This is a genomic window from Sulfurovum aggregans, assembly GCF_055385215.1.
The window spans coordinates 611,811-628,640 of sequence record NZ_AP042387.1 but is presented as its reverse complement, the minus strand read 5'-3'; the positions used below and the strand labels follow the sequence as shown (position 1 = coordinate 628,640).

16 protein-coding genes are annotated in these 16,830 nt (G+C 41.1%); 12 read left to right on the top strand and 4 right to left on the bottom strand.

From position 1 onward, the window contains the following. Positions 1–43: 43 nt before the first annotated feature. Genes tyrS through ACZ48W_RS03040 form a run of 4 tightly spaced genes read left to right on the top strand, consistent with a single transcriptional unit; the run spans position 44 to position 4,343 of the window. Positions 44–1,243 (top strand): tyrosine--tRNA ligase, encoded by a 1,200-nt coding sequence (tyrS, locus tag ACZ48W_RS03055; RefSeq protein ID WP_464829787.1) that lies wholly within the window; start codon positions 44–46, stop codon positions 1,241–1,243. Beyond that, positions 1,243–2,352, top strand: a complete 1,110-nt coding sequence (locus ACZ48W_RS03050; protein ID WP_464829785.1) for a nitronate monooxygenase — start codon at positions 1,243–1,245, stop codon at positions 2,350–2,352. Before tyrS ends, ACZ48W_RS03050 begins: the two co-directional genes overlap by 1 nt. Further along, positions 2,345–3,553: an N-acetylmuramoyl-L-alanine amidase gene (locus tag ACZ48W_RS03045; protein WP_464829783.1), complete on the top strand. Its 1,209-nt coding sequence runs from the start codon at positions 2,345–2,347 to the stop codon at positions 3,551–3,553. Before ACZ48W_RS03050 ends, ACZ48W_RS03045 begins: the two co-directional genes overlap by 8 nt. A gap of 16 nt (positions 3,554–3,569) precedes the next feature. Next, the gene (locus tag ACZ48W_RS03040; protein ID WP_464829781.1) at positions 3,570–4,343 is read left to right on the top strand and encodes an N-acetylmuramoyl-L-alanine amidase family protein; all 774 of its coding nucleotides are present in this window, start codon (positions 3,570–3,572) and stop codon (positions 4,341–4,343) included. Positions 4,344–4,433: 90 nt separating this feature from the next. On the opposite strand, the gene ppa is transcribed toward ACZ48W_RS03040, so the two are convergent. Next, positions 4,434–4,952, bottom strand: a complete 519-nt coding sequence (gene ppa / locus ACZ48W_RS03035; protein ID WP_464829778.1) for an inorganic diphosphatase — start codon at positions 4,950–4,952, stop codon at positions 4,434–4,436. A 132-nt stretch (positions 4,953–5,084) separates the two neighbouring features. Between ppa and ACZ48W_RS03030 the strand changes: the two genes are divergently transcribed. Next, a complete protein-coding gene (locus ACZ48W_RS03030) occupies positions 5,085–5,597 on the top strand; it encodes a YtfJ family protein (RefSeq protein ID WP_464829776.1) in 513 nt (170 codons plus the stop codon). Here the strand turns inward: ACZ48W_RS03030 and ACZ48W_RS03025 are convergent. The 3 genes from ACZ48W_RS03025 to rpoD all read right to left on the bottom strand — a co-directional run bounded on the left by ACZ48W_RS03025 (position 5,592) and on the right by rpoD (position 9,502). Continuing rightward, positions 5,592–6,776, bottom strand: coding sequence for an MFS transporter (locus ACZ48W_RS03025; RefSeq protein ID WP_464829774.1), 1,185 nt, complete (start codon positions 6,774–6,776; stop codon positions 5,592–5,594). The genes ACZ48W_RS03030 and ACZ48W_RS03025 overlap by 6 nt on opposite strands. An 18-nt stretch (positions 6,777–6,794) precedes the next feature. Next, entirely contained in the window at positions 6,795–7,550 is a 756-nt protein-coding gene (locus ACZ48W_RS03020; RefSeq protein ID WP_464829772.1) for a competence/damage-inducible protein A, read from the bottom strand. A gap of 107 nt (positions 7,551–7,657) precedes the next feature. Then, the gene (rpoD, locus tag ACZ48W_RS03015) at positions 7,658–9,502 is read right to left on the bottom strand and encodes an RNA polymerase sigma factor RpoD (RefSeq protein WP_464829770.1); all 1,845 of its coding nucleotides are present in this window, start codon (positions 9,500–9,502) and stop codon (positions 7,658–7,660) included. Between the two features lie 261 nt (positions 9,503–9,763). On the opposite strand from rpoD, the gene ACZ48W_RS03010 reads away from it, so the two are divergent. The 7 genes from ACZ48W_RS03010 (at position 9,764) to mnmC1 (ending at position 16,743) form a co-directional block, all read left to right on the top strand. Further along, on the top strand, positions 9,764–10,255 hold the full coding sequence (locus ACZ48W_RS03010) for a 3-isopropylmalate dehydratase small subunit (protein WP_464829767.1): 492 nt from the start codon (positions 9,764–9,766) through the stop codon (positions 10,253–10,255). Between the two features lie 3 nt (positions 10,256–10,258). After that, complete coding sequence (gene leuB / locus ACZ48W_RS03005) at positions 10,259–11,326, top strand: 3-isopropylmalate dehydrogenase (RefSeq protein WP_464829765.1); 1,068 nt, start codon at positions 10,259–10,261, stop codon at positions 11,324–11,326. Between the two features lie 190 nt (positions 11,327–11,516). Continuing rightward, complete coding sequence (gene purU / locus ACZ48W_RS03000; RefSeq protein ID WP_464829763.1) at positions 11,517–12,353, top strand: formyltetrahydrofolate deformylase; 837 nt, start codon at positions 11,517–11,519, stop codon at positions 12,351–12,353. After that, positions 12,354–12,848: a tRNA (cytidine(34)-2'-O)-methyltransferase gene (locus tag ACZ48W_RS02995; RefSeq protein WP_464829761.1), complete on the top strand. Its 495-nt coding sequence runs from the start codon at positions 12,354–12,356 to the stop codon at positions 12,846–12,848. Next, positions 12,849–13,031, top strand: a complete 183-nt coding sequence (locus ACZ48W_RS02990; RefSeq protein ID WP_464829759.1) for a hypothetical protein — start codon at positions 12,849–12,851, stop codon at positions 13,029–13,031. A gap of 64 nt (positions 13,032–13,095) precedes the next feature. Next, positions 13,096–15,144 carry a glycine--tRNA ligase subunit beta gene (gene glyS, locus ACZ48W_RS02985; protein WP_464829757.1) on the top strand — a complete coding sequence of 683 codons (2,049 nt, stop codon included), beginning with the start codon at positions 13,096–13,098 and terminating at the stop codon, positions 15,142–15,144. Between the two features lie 432 nt (positions 15,145–15,576). Further along, positions 15,577–16,743 (top strand): FAD-dependent 5-carboxymethylaminomethyl-2-thiouridine(34) oxidoreductase MnmC1, encoded by a 1,167-nt coding sequence (gene mnmC1 / locus ACZ48W_RS02980; protein ID WP_464829755.1) that lies wholly within the window; start codon positions 15,577–15,579, stop codon positions 16,741–16,743. The last annotated feature ends 87 nt before the right edge of the window (positions 16,744–16,830 follow it).

Below are 16,830 nucleotides of genomic sequence, written 5' to 3'. Positions count from 1 at the left end.
ATCATCCTCTGAAACAAGTTCAGAAGGATAAAGAAGGGAAGAAATGATAAAAAAAGCATTAGAAGAGATAAGCAGAGGAACCGCCGAAGTCATAGATATGGAACGTATTGAGAAACTGGTTTCAAAATATTATGAAGACGGTACAACTTATACAGTTAAAGCAGGGTTTGATCCTACCGGTTCGGATCTGCATCTTGGACATACCGTACTTCTTCAAAAACTCAGAGCCTTTCAAAATCATGGAGGCCGTGTACAGCTTCTTATCGGTGACTTTACAGCAACGATCGGTGACCCTACAGGAAAGAGTGAGACAAGAAAAGTCCTTGACCGAGGAACGATCCTGGCTAATGCACAGACTTACCAGGATCAGGTTTTCAATATACTTGATGAGAGTAAAACAGAGGTGGTATTCAACTCTTCATGGCTAGAAGCTCTGGGAGCTTCTGGTATGGTCTCTTTGACAACGACTTTTAATGTGGCACGTATGCTTGAACGTGATGATTTTGAAAAACGATATAAAGCAGGACAGAGTATTTCTATTTCAGAATTCATTTATCCGTTGCTTCAAGGGTATGATTCGGTAGAACTTCAAAGTGACATTGAAATCGGCGGTACAGACCAGAAGTTTAACTTGCTTATGGGAAGACACCTTCAGCGTGCCTACGAGATAGGCAAAGAACAGGCTGTGTTGATGATGCCTATTTTAGAAGGGCTTGACGGGGTTCAGAAGATGAGTAAGTCTCTGAATAACTATATCGGTATCACAGAAGAGCCTAAAGATATTTACGGCAAAACCCTTTCGGTATCTGATGCATTGATGTGGCGTTATTATGAACTTTTGAGTGAAAAGTCGCTTGAGGAGATCGCTGCAATGAAAGAGGAAGTGGAAAAAGGTACACTTCACCCTAAAATCGTGAAAGAAAACCTGGCACTTGAGCTGGTTACAAGATTTTATAATGAAGAGTTGGCTACACTAGCTAAAGCAGAATTCGATAATGTCTTTAAAGCGAACCAGCTTCCTTCAGATATGAATGAAGTGGAAGTGGAAGAGGGTATCTGGATATGCAAGGCTTTGGTTGATGCAGGTATAGAGCCTTCAACATCCCAGGCAAGAAGAGATATCAAACAAGGTGCAGTAAGAGTGGATCAGGAGAAGATCTCTGATGAAAAACTGAACCTTGATTCTGGAGAATATATTCTGCAGGTAGGAAAAAGAAAATTTGCAAAAGTGAAGGTGGGGTAATGGCATTTAAATCTTTTAAAATCGGAAAATATACTATTGAAAAGCCTATCATTCAAGGTGGTATGGGCGTTGGTATCTCTTGGGATCAGTTGGCAGGCAATGTTTCAAAAGAGGGTGGATTGGGTGTGATCTCAGCTGTAGGTACAGGTGTGTATAAAAATAGAAAATACCTTGACGGAAACGAGATGGTAGGTAAAGAGCACAGACCTCTTGAAGCGATCAATTTTTACTCTTATCCGGCACTTAAAAAGATCTTTGATAATGCCAGAGAGCTATGTGGTGACAAACCGCTGGCAGCCAATGTACTGTATGCACAGAGTGAATATGACCGTGTGGTCCAGGATGCATGCAAAGCAGGTGCAGATATCATCATTACCGGTGCAGGTCTGCCATTGACCATGCCGGAAGCAGCAAAAGATTATCCTGATGTGGCGTTGGTACCTATTGTTTCCACGGCCAAGGCATTAAGGATCCTATGCCGTCGCTGGAAAAAAACACATGACAGGCTTCCGGATGCAGTTATTGTGGAAGGCCCTCTCAGCGGTGGGCATCAGGGCTTCAAATATGAGGAGTGTTTTCTCCCTGAGAACCAGCTTGAAGAAATACTGCCTCCTATAGTGGAAGAGGCAAAGAACTGGGGATCTATGCCTATTATTGCAGCAGGTGGTGTATGGGATCATGAGGATATTGTTAAAATGATGGAACTTGGTGCGGATGCTGTACAGATGGGAACGCGTTTCATCGGTACGGAAGAGTGTGATGCAAATCCGACTTTCAAAGAGGTGATCATTGATGCCAAGGAAGAGGATATCAAACTTTTCAAATCACCTGTAGGTTATCCTGCACGCGGAGTAAAAACAAAGCTGCATGAAAGTATAGAAAAAGGTACAGCACCGAAGGTAGCATGTATTTCAAATTGTGTTACCCCGTGTCACCGCGGAGAGGAAGCGAAAATAGTAGGGTATTGTATCGCTGACAGGCTTACTGATGCCTATGACGGACTTGTGGATACAGGACTCTTTTTTACCGGTGCGAATGGTTATCGCCTGACTGAGATCCTTACGGTAAAAGAGCTTATGCACAGGCTGATGGAAGGAGAAAATGAATAAAGTGAAATTTCTTAAGATATTTCTTTTATTTATTCTCAGTACAACATCCCTTTTTTCTTCAGTAACATTTTTAGAAAAGATAGAATTGAAAAAAGGTGAACTACGATTACAATTTAACCGGTCGTATGATAAAAAGCAGATCAGACATTTTGCGCTGATCAAACCCTACAGGGAAGTGTTCGATATTAAAAATACACGTTTGGTGAACAGACAGGTAGGCAAAAATCTCAAAAGTTCCCACTGCAGATCACTCAGGGTCTCACAATATAAGAAGAATGTGGTCAGAGTTGTGATCGAAACAGACAGGTCATATGCCTGTACTCCCTACAGACCTCTGTTCTCCCATAAATACTACCATATTCCTTTACCAAAATTTACCTCCCGTAAAATAGAGAAGCAGGTCAAAAAACCCTATAAAAAGCCGAAAAAAAAAGCAAAGAAACAGAAAAAAAAGAAAGCATACCTCACCTCTTCAGCTGCAGCAAGGGCAACAAGATATCATAAAAATGAACTCATCGTTATAGATGCCGGACATGGGGGGCATGATACAGGTGCAATAGCTGCTGGAAGGAAAGAGAAGGATCTTGTACTTCAAATTGCAAAAAAACTAGAAAAACAGCTTAAAAAACGGGGCTATTCTGTCTATATGACACGAAAGCGGGACCGTTTTCTAAAACTTCCCCAGCGTACACGTATTGCAGATAAAAAAGAGGCTAAAGTATTTATTTCCATACATGCGAACTCTGTCCCCAGAAGAAAGAGAAACAAAGTACATGGTGTAGAAACATTTTTTTTACAGACAACAAGAGATGCAAAATCCCAGCGTATTGCGGCAAGAGAGAACAGGGCTGTACTGAAAGGGGCAGGAAGTAAGCTAAGTAAACAGGTGATCATAGATTCTGTACTGAACGGACCAAAGATCGTGCAGTCCAATAAATTGGCAATAGATGTGCAAAGAGGGATGATGAGCAATTTACGCAGTCATTACAGGGGGGTCAAAGACGGTGGAGTAAGATCTGCCCCGTTCTGGGTGCTTGTTGGTGCAAGCCGTCCTTCTATACTGGTTGAGGTAGGGTATATTTCAAATCCTAAAGAGAGAAAAAGACTTTTTACAGCACAGTATCAGGTACTTATTGCAAAAGGTATTGCTGAGGGTATAGACAGATATCTGGCCAATAGAAAAAAAGAGATAGACTTTTAACTGTGAGGAGATGAGGATGAGAAGCATAAAAAAGATATTGGCGGGAGTATCAGTATTGTTTCTGCTTGCAGGCTGTGTCAGCCCTGACAGATCTGAGAGTCTCATAGTGATCGATGCGGGACACGGAGGACATGACTGTGGTGCCTTGTGCGAAGGACAGCAGGAGAAAGACCTTGTTCTTCAGATCAGCAGAAAGCTTCAAAAAGAGTTTAAAAGACAAGGCTACAGAGTTTACCTTACCAGAGGAAATGACCGATTTCTGAAACTGGGAGAACGTACACGTATCGCCGATCATAAAGATGCCAAGGTATTTATTTCCATACATGCAAATGCAATTGCAGAACAAAGCCGTTTTAATGTTGTAGAAGGGATAGAAACATATTTCCTTCAAAAAACAAGAGATGAGAAATCCCAGCGTATTGCAGCAAGAGAGAATGCAGCAGTGTTGCAGGGAACAGACCAGTTGAGCAGAGCAGTCATTATCGATGCTGTACTCAACGGGCCAAAGATCGTACAGTCCCATAAACTTGCCATTGATGTACAAAATCATATTATCAAACAGGTTGAAAGCCGCTATGGAGATGTTACGAATGGCGGTGTCAGACCGGCCCCTTTCTATGTATTGGTAGGTGCAAGCCGTCCTTCCATACTTGTAGAAGTAGGATATATTACAAACTCCAAAGAGAGAGCCAGATTGTTTACTTCAGATTACCAGGAACGTATTGCCAGGGGCATAGTGAACGGAGTAGGCAGATATCTGGATAATCGTAAAAGAGAGATGGGGTTCTGATTGTATAGGAGGATGTTGAAGCAAAGCTTCAACATTTGTGCTAATGCTGGGTTTTTCTCAGCAGAAGGGACATGTTATGTATACTTATTGCTATTTGTAATTCCTAATAGCTTTTTCTAAAATTTCAGTTGCTGTTTTTTTGTCTTTGAACCCTGCTACTTTTACCCATTTGTTCGGCTCAAGTATTTTATAGGTCTCAAAAAAGTTCTTAATTCGGTTGAGTGTATGCTCGGGAAGATCCGAAATATCATTGATACCTGTATACGTCGGATCGATCTTTGTTGTAGGAACTGCAAGAAGTTTTTCATCCCTGCCGCTCTCATCCTCAGTCATAAGTACACCGATCAGTCTGCATTTGATGTATGAACCTGCCTGAAGAGGATAGTCGCAAAGTACAAGAATATCTGCCGGGTCACCGTCATCCGAAAGGGTATCAGCCACAAAACCGTAGTTTGCCGGGTAGTGCATAGCAGAGTAAAGGACTCTGTCCACTTCCACTGCACCTGAATCTTTGTCTATTTCATATTTGATGTTTGAATTAAGTGGTACTTCAATGATCGCTTTGACAGCATCAGGGTTTTCACCATGTCCGATCTTGCTAATATCCATTTGAATTCTCCTGAGAGGGATTTAGGGAATACCCCATATTAAATTTTTAAGATAGTATCATAAAAATCATAAATAGTTCATCAAATCATGGTACTATTTAAATGATATTATTTTTAAATAAAGGAAAATGTTATGAGGAAGATCATCTTAGGCTTTTTATTGGTAGCAGGAAGCAGCATAGCTGTTGAATTGGGTAAGGTACCCAGTGTAATTCTCTTAGACGGTAAGAATGGAGGTAAAACAGATGGATCAGCATGGAGTTCCAAAATGCTAAAAGGCAAAGTATATATACTTTTTTATGTAGATCCGGATAAAAGAGATCTGAATGAGCCTTTGTCTAAAGCGTTGAAAAAGCGTCATTTCAATAGAAAGAAATATGCATCTGTTGCTGTTATAAATCTGGCTTCCACATGGTTACCCAATGTTATTTTGGAATCTAAGTTAAAATCCAAACAAAAAGAGTTCCCTGATACGGTTTATGTAAAAGACAAGAAGAGGCTGCTGGTCAGTAAATGGAAATTGGCAGATGACAATTCCGACATTTTGGTTTTTGACAAAAAAGGAAAGCTGATCTATAAGAAGTTCGGAAAGCTTTCGGACAAAGAGATCAAAAGTCTTCTTGCATTAATTGAAAAACAATTATAGATGATTTTTTTTGAACCAGAAATAATAAAATGCTGTCAAGATAAAGCCGAATCCTAACAGTATAGTAATAGTTTGCAGCGGCATTCCCCATTTGGCAGCATAACCAATAAAGAGTGCAGTGGTTACATTGGAGAGCATAAAGAACATGTCATTGTAGGAGATGATCCTTCCCATATACTCCTTTTCAGTCTCTTCCTGGATAAGGAGGTAAGTATATGACCAGAGTGTGGTAGTGAAAAAACCTGCGATAAAGAGAGAGATCAGTGAAATATAAAAATCAAACTGAAGAAGGGCCCAAAGAATGATCCCAAGACCTTGCAGGAGGAAGAAATAGTGCAAGGTATTTTTGTGTACCAGTTTAGAAATGAAAAATGGACCGGTCATAAGGGCAAGAGCTCTTATAGCATTTATCCATCCGATGGCTAAAGGTACTGCAATGATCTCTTTGTATTTGAAATCAGCAAGTAGGGTAACCAATGCATCGAAGCTTGTGAGACCTAACGCTGCATGAAGTAAAATAAGGTGAAGTATCTTTTTATGAGAGAGAAGATAGCGAAAGCCATTTTTGAACATTTGCCAATTAGAGTCTGTATGTGATACTTTCTCAAGTGTGAGTTTGAGCCCTAAAAGAAGCAATACTGCTACACTGTAAAGAAATGCATCTATGATGAATGCTGTATCATAACCAAAGTAGTATGTGGCCAATCCACCCACTGCCATACCTGAAGCATAACATAAAGACCAGATTATGGAGTGGATCTCATTTGTATTCTTCAGCATTTTACCTTCCACTATTTTGGGGAAAAGAGTCATTTCTGCAGAAAAAAGCATGGATGAAGCAGAGGAGCGGATGAAAAGAAGTATCATCAGTATCCATACATATTCCAAAGAATCAATCAAAATAAATCCAAGTGTCATAGATATCTCAACCATAAGAAGTATCATCATAAGTTTTTTAAAGTCGATACGGTCTATGATGATGCCAATAACCGGAGCCAAAACTACAGCAGGTAACATGGATATAGCAGCAGTCAATGCTATGGTGATCTCATCTGCACCATAGGCAACGATCATGGAGAAGATGGCTACCTGAGAAAACCATGTTCCGAAGTAGGAGATGAGTTGTATGAGTGAAAGTCTGGCAATGATGGGGTGTTTCAGTGTTTCCAGATAAGTCATCGTCAGGCAGGCCTTTTTTTAGTTGTTGCTTTCGTCATGAAGACCATAAACAATATTTTTAGACTCTAATTTGTCTATATACATTTGAAATGCTTTTTGTGCCAGTACTTTGTCATGAGAAGCAACAGAGATAGTTACTCTCCATCCATCGGAGTAGCATTTGGGTAAAGAGGAAAACTCCACCCCTTTCGGCATCTGCTCCATTACTTCAATGAGAGTATTCTCTTTACAGAGTGCAGTAAGTGTGTGGCGATAATACTCTTTTTTGTCAGGTATGAGTCTCTCTAAAATCTCTTCTGTCATAGGATGGCTCATTTCAGGGAAACCTGGCATAAAGAAGAAACGTTCATCTAAAGAGAATGCAGGCATCTTGTTGACAGGGTTATCTATAAGTTCTGCCCCTTTGGGAAGCTCTGCCATACGGATAGGGTGAGGGTAGGCATCCTCTCCAAGTTGCTGCTCTATGATCTCTTTTGCCTCTTCATGTATATGAAGTTTACCATCCTTAAGGGCAATAGCTGCACATTTGCGAGTATAGTCATCAGGAGTTGAACCTATGCCGCCAAAGGAAAAGAGAACAGGGTTAGGTTGTGAAGCGATGAATTTGATCGTTTGGACGATAAGAGCAGGGTCATCTTCGATGATAAAAGAGCCGGAGAGTTTATACCCTTTTTTTGCCAGGGCCAGAGTGACAAAGTTGAAGTGTTTATCTGCTCTTCTACGGTTAAGTATTTCTGTACCTATGATGAGGGTGAAAAATCGAGGTTGGGGCATATAGGTGTTCTCCTATTTATAGAGGGTACCCACAAGGGATACCCCTACATTCAATATTGATGATTTCGTAGGGGTACTCCTCGTGGGTACCCTTTGGCAAACCTGAATTATTCTTCGATATAGTTTTTAAGTTTTCTACCCACTTTAGGGTGTTTAAGTTTTTTGATAGCAGAAGATTCTATCTGTCTTACTCTTTCACGGGTTACACTAAGTTCTTTACCGATCTCTTCAAGTGTTCTGTCACTCTCATCTTCAAGAAGACCAAAACGCATACGTATAACGGCTTTTTCTCTCTCGTTAAGTTGGTCAAGTACATCGTCAATCTGGTTGTTCAGGTCATCTTTGAGTACCACATCTGTTGGGCTGAGTGTTGTTTTATCTTCGATGAAGTCACCAAATCTACCATCATCTTCATCCCCGACAGGTGTTTCAAGGCTCACTGGCTCTTTTGTGATCTTAATGACATTCTTCACTTTATCTACAGAAAGTCCTACCTCTTCAGCGATAGTATCGAGATCTGGCTCTTTTCCTGTCTCTTGAAGGTGCTTTCTGATGATCTTGTTGATACGGTTGATGGTCTCGATCATATGAATAGGGATACGGATCGTACGTGCCTGGTCTGCGATAGCTCTGGAGATCGCTTGACGTATCCACCATGTTGCATAGGTAGAGAACTTGTACCCTTTTTCATACTCAAACTTATCGACTGCTTTCATAAGACCGATGTTACCCTCTTGGATAAGGTCAAGGAACGGTAACCCTCTGTTGGTATAACGCTTTGCAATGGAGACGACCAGTCTGAGGTTTGATTTTGCCATACGTGTTTTTGCCACTTCACTTTTGGCTTTACCCTGACGGATCTGTCCCAATATCTCCTGAAGTTTTTCTTCGGAAAGATCAAACCCGCCTTTACTTGCTTCTCTGGTCTCAAAAAGTTTTTTGATCTCAACATAAGTACTTACCATAGTGGTTTCAGGTACTGCATCAATGATGTCATCTTTGTCCATATTGATGATATTGGCAAGGATCTTTTGGTGGTTGGCTCTGAGTGTATCATTGAACAGTGGAAGTTTGTACTCCAGACGCTTCAGCTCTTTATCGAAGCTATCATCACTTTTGAGTGCTGTCTCCATTGCTTTTACCAACTCATTGATGAGCTTGGATGTAGGTCCGAGATTCAGAAGAGCTGCTTTGAGCTGCTCTTTTTTAAATGCGATCTTCAGTCTCTCATGAATGATCTTTACAGGATCCGTTTCTGTTTCCATAAAGGTATCGAGATCATCACGGGATTTCATCCACTCTTTTTTGGCTTTTTCAAGTTGTTTGAAACTCTCTACGACCTGTTTTACCCTTTTATCATTTTTGGGTGCTCCGGCTTCTGCCTCACTTTCATCAGACTCTTCTTTGTCACTATCTGCTTTGTCATCCTCAAAACTTTTAAAGAGCTCTTTTACACGTCTTTCACGGTTTAGAAGAGGTTCTTTGTAGTTCAGGATATACCCTATAAGATACGGGACAGAACAGATGGCATCAATGATGATATCTTCACCCTCTTCGATACGCATACTGAGATCAACTTCTTCTTCCTTGGTAAGAAGAGGTATCTTCCCCATTTCACGCAGATACATTCTTACTGGACTGTCTGAACGGCTCCACTCAAGAAGCTCTTTCTCTTTATTGAGATCAAATTCATCTTCCGTATCGCCATCTGCAAGTTTTTTTCTTGCATCTTCTCTTTTTTTGCTTTCTTTTGCTGTAAGATATTTTGCATATTCGGAAGCAGAAACAATTTCTATTTTCGCATCGCTTGCAAGCTTGTGGATCTTCTTTGCCTGGGCAGCAGTAGGTTGCTTGCTGAATTCTTTGGCAATGTTCTCAAATGTGACTACATCACCCTTTTTTTTGGACTTGAATAACGCTTCTATCTTTTTCATACTGTCTTTTGCTGCCATTAAACCATCCTTGTTTATATGTGTCGGCTGAAGCCCTCCACACTACGCCAATGCTGAGTCCGCTATAGCGGAAAGCTCATACAATCAGTCGTTTTTGTTTGTTTTTAATTGTGATTAAATGAGGTGAGATGCCTCAGATATAATTAAGGTGGATTATACCGAAATTCTATTAGTTTTTGGTATAAAATTTGTTAAATTCTGTTTTTTTAGATATAATCGCGAAAAATTTAACAGGGATGCCCCTAATTTAAAGGATGAACTTTGCAAGGTAAAGTTTGGAAATTCGGCGATAACATCGATACGGATCTGATCATCGCAGCAAGATATCTTAATACAAGTGAACCAAGTGAATTGGCGAAACATGTCATGGAAGATGCAGACCCTGAGTTTGTCTCTAAAATGAGTGAAGGTGACATTATTGTTGCCGGTGAGAACTTTGGATGCGGTTCAAGCCGTGAGCATGCACCCATTGCACTTAAAGCAGCAGGGATCAATGCGATCATTGCTCCTACGTTCGCACGTATTTTTTACAGAAATGCATTCAATATGGGACTTCCTATTTTTGAACTTCAGGAAGCAGCAGAGATCAATGAAGGGGATACGGTAAGAGTAGATATGGATGCAGGTGAAGTGATTAATGTCACACAGGCCAAAACATATAAATTCACTCCTATTCCCGAGTTTATGCAGGAGCTTGTAAATGCAGGCGGGCTAATAGAATTTGCGAAAAATGAAATCAAAGCAGGAGCTTAAGAGATGAAGAATTATAGAATCGGTGTGATCAAAGGTGACGGTATAGGCCCTGAGATCGTTGATGAAGCTATTAAAGTACTTGATGCAGTTTCTGTTACAGAAGGCTTTAACCTTAAGTATGAAGAGATGCTGCTTGGAGGTGCTGCTATTGATGAGACCGGTGTACCTCTTCCTGAAGCGACGATCCAGGGGGTGAAGAAATGTAATGCTGTACTTTTTGGTGCAATAGGCGGACCGAAATGGGATACTCTTGAGAGACATCTCCGTCCGGAGACCGGACTGCTCGGTTTACGTAAAGAGATGGGTACATTCGCCAATCTCAGGCCGGCAATGGTATATGATGAATTGGTCAATGCTTCAAGCCTGAAACCGGAAGTGATCCAGGGTGTGGATATTATGGTGGTACGTGAGCTTACAGGCGGTATCTATTTCGGGCAGCCGAGAGAATTGCATGATGACAAAGCCTTCAATACCATGGTCTATACAAGAGAAGAGGTAAAACGTATTGCTGTGATAGCATTTGATATTGCTATGCAACGTAATAAACGTATCTGTTCTGTAGATAAAGCCAATGTACTTGAAGTAAGCCAGTTCTGGAGAGAGATCGTAGAAGAAATTGCCAAAGACTACCCTGAAGTAGAACTCTCGCATATGTATGTAGACAATGCTGCAATGCAGCTCATCCGTGATCCTAAACAGTTCGATGTGATCTTGACAGGGAATATCTTCGGAGATATTCTTTCAGATGCTGCAAGTATGCTCAGCGGGTCTATAGGCCTTTTACCAAGTGCAAGTACAGGTAAAGGAGTAGGACTCTTTGAACCTATCCACGGTTCTGCACCGGATATCGCAGGACAGGGGATCGCAAATCCTCTGGCAACTATTTCATCTGCCAGTATGATGCTTCGTTATGCTCTGGGTGAAAACAAAGCTGCCGATAAGATAGATGAAGCGATCAAAAAAGCACTCAGTGAAGGGTATCGTACTGGTGATATTGGTGACTATGATGCCAAAGAGATCTGTACATGTACAGAGATGGGTGATATTATCGCAAATTATGCATCCAAGTAGGACGCGGAATAAATAAAGTACATTTTTCCGTTCCTGTGCGCTGTGTAGGAGTGCATATCCAAGTCCATCATTCTATGAAGAAAGAAAATATTTTCTTATCACCCGACGGCGGGTTATATTGATGCTTACATTCGAGTTGGTATATGTATTCCCATCGGAATGACGGGAACAAGGAAGAGAGGGGTTATCATTGGAAAAGAGAGCAAGAGTCTTGATCGACTGTAACGATGCAAAAGGTTTGGTATATAAGATCTCCAAAGTCTTTTATGACAGAGATCTGAATATTGACAATAACCGTGAATTTGTAGATAAAGAACATGGAAGATTTTTCATGCGTACGGTTGTATCAGGTCTTTTTGATATCCAGGAATTACTTACTGAACTTAAAACGGTTACCCCGAAAGATGCACATATCCGGGTGATCGAACCCAAAGACAAGAAGATCATTCTCATGGCGACCAAAGAATCCCATGCTCTCGGGGATATACTTATTCGCTATGCAGATGGTGAACTGGGTGCAGACATAGAGTGTGTGATCGCGAACCATGATACACTCAAAGAGCTTGTAGAACGTTTTGATATTCCTTTCTTTCATATTCCTGCAGAAGGTTTAAGCAGGGAAGCACATGAGAAAAAAGTCATGGAGTGTATTGACGGGTATCAATTCGACTATATTGTACTTGCCAAATATATGCGTATACTGACACCGGATTTTGTACAAGCATATGCCCGGAAGATCATCAATATCCATCACTCTTTCCTTCCTGCATTCATCGGTGCAAATCCGTATAAACAGGCTTTTGAAAGAGGTGTCAAAATCATTGGGGCAACGGCACATTTTGTGACTGATGATCTGGATGAAGGCCCGATCATTGCACAGGACGTTATTCCTGTAAATCATCGTCTTTCATGGAAAGATATGCAAAGAGCGGGACGAGACGGTGAAAAAGTGGTTCTTTCACGTGCCCTGGCACTGGTACTGCATGACAGGGTTTTTGTCAACGGGAACAAAACGGTGATATTTTAAATGTTCAATATCGTTTTGGTAGAACCACAGATCCCGCCTAATACAGGTACCATAGGACGACTCTGCGTGAATCTGGGTGCCACTTTGCACCTGGTCAAACCATTGGGATTTGATATAGATGACAAAGCAGTCAAACGTGCCGGACTTGATTATTGGGATAAACTTGACCTTGTTGTATGGGAAAGTTTTACAGCGTTCCTGGAAGCACACCCTATAGATGAGCATAGCTATATGGCAACGACAAAGACTGATAATCTCTATTTTAATGCACCTTTCAAAAAAGGAGACTATATCCTTTTTGGTTCAGAGACCAAAGGGATAGATGAAAAAGTACTTTTGGCACATCCTGAACAGTGTATTACTATTCCTATGGGAGGGAAAGGCAGAAGCCTTAATCTTGGTGTAAGTGTCGGTGTTGTCATCTATGATGCCTTGCGTCAGAATTATGATGGGTTTGAGAAGATCACCATACAAAATACACTAAAGGAGCAATAGATGTCATTTGGAGATTATCTGTATATTATTGTTGTAATTCTTTTTTCATATATGACATTTGTGATCATTCGAAACAACTTTCTTTCCAAGTTTGATGAAGAGCAGAGACGTAAAGATCTTATTGATGAGTATGAAGATGACTATGTTTCGGATAAAACCGAAACCAGGGAAGATAAAGACTAACCCCCCATTTACCAACTTTTGGATAAAATCACGTAACAATTATTCTCTCATAGGAATCCAAAAGATGACACAAGCACTACTTATCGAAATCGGTGTAGAAGAACTTCCTGCTATACCTCTACTTAAAATCGTATCCAACATAGAAAGATCCTGGAAAAACATACTTGAAGAATACAAACTCTCCTGTGACTTTGAATTTATCTATACTCCCAGAAGACTTGTACTTAAACATACAGCAATAGCAGCTAAACAGGCAGACAGTACTGTTGAACTTATGGGACCTCCGGTACAAGCTGCCATTAAAGATGGTGAGCCTACAAAAGCTGCGGAAGGGTTTGCCCGTAAATGCGGTGTGGAGTTTGAAGCGCTTGGGCGTGCAGACAAGAACGGAAGAGAAGTACTCTACTTTAAAAAAGAGGAGAAGGGGGCAGATACAGCTTCACTTCTTCAGGAAATGCTGGAGAAATGGATCGCTTCTATGTCATTTGGAAAGATGATGCGTTGGGGTGCCAGAAGCGATGAGTTTATCCGTCCTGTCAGATGGTTACAGGTCAGACTTGGAGAGAATTCTGTGCCTGTAGAACTTTTTGGCGTCTCCTCAGATACAAAGACCTATGTGCACCGTATGGTAAGTTATGATGCAGTAGAAGTAGCGAACATTGATGACTATGAAGCTGTTTTGGCTGAGGGTGCAGTGATGCTTCAGCCTAAAGAGAGAGAGTCCAAGATATTGGCTGAGTTCGATGCTTTGGAGTCTGAACATAATATCATCATAGAGAGAGACAGAGCACTGCTTGCCGAGGTTGTGGCGATCACTGAAAATCCCAAAGCACTGGTAGGTACATTTGATGAGCTTTTCCTGGAACTTCCGCCTGAAGTGATCATCACTTCCATGAAAGAACATCAGCGTTATTTTCCTGTATTTGAGCATGGGAAGATAGCCAATAAATTCGTGGTAGTCAGCAATGCCTATACAGACGACTATGCTAAGGTTGTGGCAGGAAATGAACGTGTACTCAAACCGCGTCTTGCAGATGGTCTCTTCTTCTACAGAAATGACTTGAAAAAAGGACTCTCGACAGAGGGTCTTGACAAAGTACAGTTCATTGATGGACTTGGTACTTTGGCAGACAAGATCAAAAGAGAGAAGAATATCGCTATCCGTCTTCTTGCACTTTATATGGACAAAGTAGAAGCGGTAACAGGTAAGAGTTCTGCAGAGCTTGAAAAAGCAATGGACAGAGCCGTAAAGCTTGCCAAAGCTGACCTTATGAGTGAGATGGTGTATGAGTTTACGGAGCTTCAGGGACTTATGGGATACTACTATGCTAAAGCACTTGGTGAAGAGGAACTGGTTTACAATGCCATTAAAGAGCAGTATATGCCTGTAGGTGAAGGTGCAGAGTTACCAACGTCTATCTTCTCTTCAATCGTTGCGATGTCGGCAAAGCTGGACACACTCTTTGGACTCTTCTCTGTAGGGAAAATACCAACAGGTTCCAAAGATCCATTCGCACTGAGACGTGCAGTGAACGGTATTGTCCGTATCGTAACAGCGTATGATCTTCCATTCAATATAGATGACGTTATCGCTCTTCTTAAAGATGCATACAGTGAGTTTAATGCAGAGGTATTGAGTGATTTCATCATAGAACGTATCAACAAATCACTCGATGCCAACCCATCGGTCATTGCTGCGGTACTTGCATCAGGTGAGAGAGATATCAATGAGATAGCCAAAAAAGTAGCTGCTTTGAATGAGATCGTAAGTGAGAATACCTTTAAAGAGCAGTTCACTACCTTTAAACGTGTAGCGAATATTTCCAAAGAGATAGATCTTGATAGTGATCTGAAGATAGATACAGCACTCTTTAAAGAAGATGCAGAAGTAACGCTTTACAATGCCTATGAAAAGGTCATCAATCAGGATTTTGCAGACTATAGAACAGAACTTGAAGCATTGTTCGGGCTTAAGCCCGAACTGGATGCTTATTTTGATGATGTGATGGTAAATACGGAAGATGAAGTGTTGAAGACCAATAGACTTCATACTATTGGATCTGTATACAAGACATTCAGGGATATTGCGGATATTAAAGAGATCACGGTTTAACAGTGAAAGCAGTGTCTATAACCTTGTTTATTCTTTCCGGTCTATTTTTTACAGGGTGTAACAGATATGTTGACCCGGCAGACTCTACAACAAGAGTAGAAGTAAGTGGAGAGGCTGTATTTTATATGCAGAAGTCTCTATAGCTTAAACTCGTTTCCATGTTCTGAGACTGTGAAAGAACCCATGGAAGTGGAGACTTTATCGAAGTGTATACCTTTAGGTGCAGTCCCACAAAAAGCTTTTTTGCCTAAAAAAGTTTGTATTTAATGGAAAATATTGCTTTTTCTGTCAAAATAACCTAAAAATATGCAAATATTTGGGTGAGGCTGAAGCCTTCATTTCCGAGGTGCCTAGTTCTTTCACAGTCTCGGGAGAGGTGGAACGAGGGCAAATAGATTATAATTACCACCTAGCGATGGATTTGGAGTAGTGATGGATTTAGATTGTAGTATGCATTCCCACGCAGAGCATGGGAACGAGAGTTTTAGTTATGACACCATTATCATCGGAGCAGGTATTGCAGGGTGTTGTGCTGCGTATGCTTTGCAGCAGAGAGGACAAAAGGTTCTTTTGGTCGATAGAAGTTCCGTACCTGCAAGCGGAGGCTCCGGTGCTGCCGGTGCTTTTGTCTCCCCCAAGATCGGGAAGGGGTCTCCTCTTCAAACACTTACGAATGAAGCATTTGAATATGCCAAAGATTTCTACCTCAAACATTTTCCGAAGCATTTCCACCAGACAGGAGTCATACGTATACCAAAAGACAGTGATGATGCTGAAAAATTTCATTTATATGAGGAGTTCAATAACTCCCAATACAGATGGGTAAGCAAAGAGGAGCTTCTGACGCTTGGCATTAAAAACAGTGAGAATAGTTTTTTCTTTGAAGAAGCAGGGGTGTGTGATGCACCTGCAATGTGCAGTGCCATCTGGGAGCAGGTACCTTTTGAGCAGTTTGAGGTAGATAAACTCAAATATGATGGTACGCAGTGGCATCTCCTTAATGCCCAACGCTCAATGCTCAATGCTAAGCACATAGTGCTTTCCACCGGCTATCAAAATGATCTCTTTGATATGCGATACATGGGAGTGAAAGGTACCTGGGGATCACGTGGGGATTATAGCAGTACATTGGAGTTAAAAGTAAGTATGCATAAGAGTATTTCTGTCTCTGCCAATATAGATGGTATTATAAAACTTGGTGCTACCCATGTAAAGTCCAAAGAGCCATGTAAGGTTTGTGACGGCAGACCGCTTCAAAGTCTGGAGGAAAAAGCGGCACAGATGGTAGATACAAGTGATTTTGTACTCAAAGAGACCTTTTGCGGAATGCGTTCAGGGTCCAAAGACTACTTCCCGTTGGTAGGAAAAATAATAGATGTAACTTATATGCTTGAAGAGTATCCTGCTATAACAAGAGGATCAAAGCCTCCATTGAAATATCTAGACGACCTCTTCATCTGTAATGGTCTGGGAGGAAGAGGGTTTGTCTTTGCTCCGCTGATGGCTGAGTGGTTGGCTGAATGTATTGTGGAAGGGAAAGAGATGGATGTTCGGGTAAGTCCTGATAGATTGTTTTTGAAGTGGTGCAGAAAATTGTAGGGTGCGTTTGCCAACGCACCACATAATAAAATTTGCATAAAATAAAACATTTGCCGAAAGGCTTAAAATATCAAAGGTGCGTGGTGC